Raw genomic sequence first — 2,876 nt, 5'->3', positions numbered from 1 at the left:
CTGCTTGGCTTGCCATACCCCGGTGGGCCGGAACTGGCGAAGCTTGCCGAGCAGGGAGATGCAAACAGGTTCCGTTTTCCACGCCCGATGACAGATCGTCCGGGTCTTGATTTCAGCTTCAGCGGTCTGAAAACCTTCGCCCTGAATACCATGCAGAAGCACGCACCGCTCGATGATCAGACACGTGCCGATATCGCACGTGCATTTGAAGATGCCGTGGTCGACACACTGGTCATCAAGTGTCGTCGCGCGGTTGAGCAGACGAGGGTGACTCACCTGGTGATGGCTGGTGGCGTCAGCGCCAATCGCCGTTTACGCGAAAAGCTCGAAACAGAGCTGAAGAAAAAAGGTGTTGAGGTGCTCTATCCACGCCCGGAATTCTGTACGGACAACGGCGCCATGATCGCTTTTGCCGGTTGGCAGCGTTTACAGGCAGGCTTGCATGATGAAGATGCAGGATTCCAGGTGACACCACGCTGGCCGATGACGGAGCTTGAGCCTCTACAAAAGGGGTGATTAGCCTTTCTGGCCGATCTTGCCTTCAGTGCCGTTCAGCAATCTCTGGATATTGGTACGGTGGCGCCAGAAGAGAATCACTGTAATCAGGGTTTGGCAGGCAGCAAGAAAAGCGTTGTTCCACTGCAGGTAAATGATCAGCGGTGCCACTGCCATGGCTGTCAGTGCAGCCAGCGACGAGTAGCGAAACAGCAGAGCCATTACCAGCCACACGGCAACCACGCCCAGCCCGGACAGTAGTGAAAAACCAAACAGCACACCGAGTGCCGTGGCAACACCTTTACCACCTTTGAAACCGAAGAATACCGGGTAGAGATGCCCGAGAAATGCTGCAAGGCCGACACGTGCGATGATTTCAAGCGGCTGTTCCAGCATCTGCGCAGCGACAACAGGCAGCAAGCCTTTCAGCCAATCCCCGGCGAGTGTAATCGCAGCTGCTTTCTTCCCACCCAGGCGTAACACATTGGTAGCACCGGGATTTTTTGAGCCCTGTTCACGGGGATCTGGCAGTCCCATCAGGCGGCAAACGATGATGGCACTCGAAATGGAGCCTATCAGGTAGCCAGCAGGGATCAGCAGCAAGGCGAAAACGGTTATTTCGGGCATTTGGAAAATTGGATTGAACCTGTCATGCATGCAGTATGTCAAAAAAGCGCATCTATGACGAGCAGTTTGCACCATGTTGAGATCCGACATGGCAGTCGTCAGGGTTGGCAGGCATAATCTGCAGAATAACTTTTTGGCAGGCATAATCTGCAGAATAACTTTAAAGATAAAGAATGGAACCCGTGTATACGGGAGAATCACTTAATGATCAGAACAATAATTGAAGACAGGTTCAGGAGCAGTATGACAAAGACAGGATCGGCCTTTTTGGGATTGCTGGCCACAATCTCTCTGTTGCCTCTCGCCGTACAGGCAGCCCAGGTACAGGAATTCGAACTTGAGAATGGTATGAAGGTGATCGTCAAGGAAGATCATCGTGCACCCATCGCCGTTTCACAGGTCTGGTACAAGGTAGGTTCTTCTTACGAACCGGAAGGGCAGACAGGCATATCACATGTTCTTGAACACTTGATGTTCAAGGGGACCGAGCGCTACGGTCCGAATGAGTTCTCGAAAATCATTTCCGAAAATGGCGGGCGCGAGAACGCTTTTACAGGCCGTGACTACACCGCCTATTTCCAGACACTCTCTTCAGACCGTTTGAATATCGCCTTTGATCTCGAGGCAGATCGCATGCGTAACCTGTTGCTCGACGAGGAGGAGTTTCAGAAGGAGCGCGATGTCGTCACAGAAGAGCGCCGTCTGCGCACCGAGGACAAGCCAACATCACTGACCTACGAGCAGTTCAATGCCGTGGCCTGGCGTGTGCTTCCCTATCGTCGTCCGATCATCGGCTGGATGAGCGATCTCGAGAACCTGAAGATTGAAGACTTGCGCGCCTGGTACCAGCGCTGGTATGCACCAAACAATGCAACACTTGTCGTGGTTGGTGATGTCGACGCAGAAAAGATTCACACAATGGCGCAGGAGACTTTTGGCAAGTTGCCGCCGTCTGACCTGCCGGTCATGAATACACCTGTCGAACCTGCGCACAATGGCGTGACGCGCCTGCAGGTCAAGGCACCGGCAAAACAGCCTTACCTGATAATGGGCTTCAAGGCTCCGGTTGTTACCTCGGTCAGTGAAGAGGCAGCATGGGAACCCTATGCACTCGAGGCGCTTGCAGCCATTCTTGATGGTGGCGACAGCGCGCGCCTGAGCCGTTCTCTGATTCGTGGCAGCAGTATCGCTAACAGTGCAGGCGCCAGTTATGACGCCTACACACGTCTTCCCGGAATGATGCTGTTTGACGGCGTGCCTGCCGAGGGACGCAGTATCAAGGACCTGGAGAAAGCGTTGCTCTCCGAGATTGAAAAGGTCAAGGCTGAGCCTGTCGCTGCGGATGAACTCAAGCGCGTGGTAACCCAGACGGTTGCCAGCAAGGTGTATGAGAAAGATTCTGTCTTCTACCAGGCGATGCAGATAGGCATGCTGGAGACAGTCGGACTTGATTGGCGCCTGACCGATACCTATGTTGAGAAACTCAGGGCGGTAACACCGGAACAGGTGCAGGAGGTCGCACAACGTTACCTGCAGCCGGATAACATGACGATCGCTGTTCTCGATCCGCAGCCAATGGATGAGAAGCAAGCCGAATCAAAGTCCAGGCCGCACGTGGGGGTGAAGCATGGCTCATAACGGCCGCAGGCTCTTCACTCTATTGCTGTTGCTTCTGTTGCCGCTGACGGTACAGGCAACGCCTGAAATCCAGTCATGGACTACCGCCAAGGACACCAAGGTGATGTACGTACATG

3 protein-coding genes are annotated in these 2,876 nt (G+C 54.0%); 2 read left to right on the top strand and 1 reads right to left on the bottom strand.

The features are described 5' to 3' along the window. Positions 1 to 516, top strand: a 516-nt coding sequence (locus BOW51_RS09225) for a tRNA (adenosine(37)-N6)-threonylcarbamoyltransferase complex transferase subunit TsaD (RefSeq protein WP_370738166.1), incomplete at its 5' end; no start/stop codon positions are given. On the opposite strand, the gene plsY is transcribed toward BOW51_RS09225, so the two are convergent. Then, entirely contained in the window at positions 517 to 1,122 is a 606-nt protein-coding gene (gene plsY, locus BOW51_RS09220) for a glycerol-3-phosphate 1-O-acyltransferase PlsY (protein WP_078477468.1), read from the bottom strand. 204 nt (positions 1,123 to 1,326) lie between these two features. On the opposite strand from plsY, the gene BOW51_RS09215 reads away from it, so the two are divergent. After that, the gene (locus BOW51_RS09215; protein ID WP_245828655.1) at positions 1,327 to 2,760 is read left to right on the top strand and encodes a M16 family metallopeptidase; all 1,434 of its coding nucleotides are present in this window, start codon (positions 1,327 to 1,329) and stop codon (positions 2,758 to 2,760) included. Positions 2,761 to 2,876: the final 116 nt, after the last annotated feature.

The sequence above is a fragment of the Solemya elarraichensis gill symbiont genome (assembly GCF_002021095.1).
In the GTDB taxonomy this organism is placed as follows: domain Bacteria; phylum Pseudomonadota; class Gammaproteobacteria; order Chromatiales; family Chromatiaceae.
This window is presented reverse-complemented; position numbering and strand designations above follow the sequence as displayed.

Excerpts from the sequence above, each read along its gene's own strand:
- plsY (WP_078477468.1), bottom strand. The coding sequence starts at position 1,122 with ATGCCCGAAATAACCGTTTTCGCCTTGCTGCTGATCCCTGCTGGCTAC.
- BOW51_RS09215 (WP_245828655.1), top strand. The coding sequence starts at position 1,327 with ATGATCAGAACAATAATTGAAGACAGGTTCAGGAGCAGTATGACAAAG.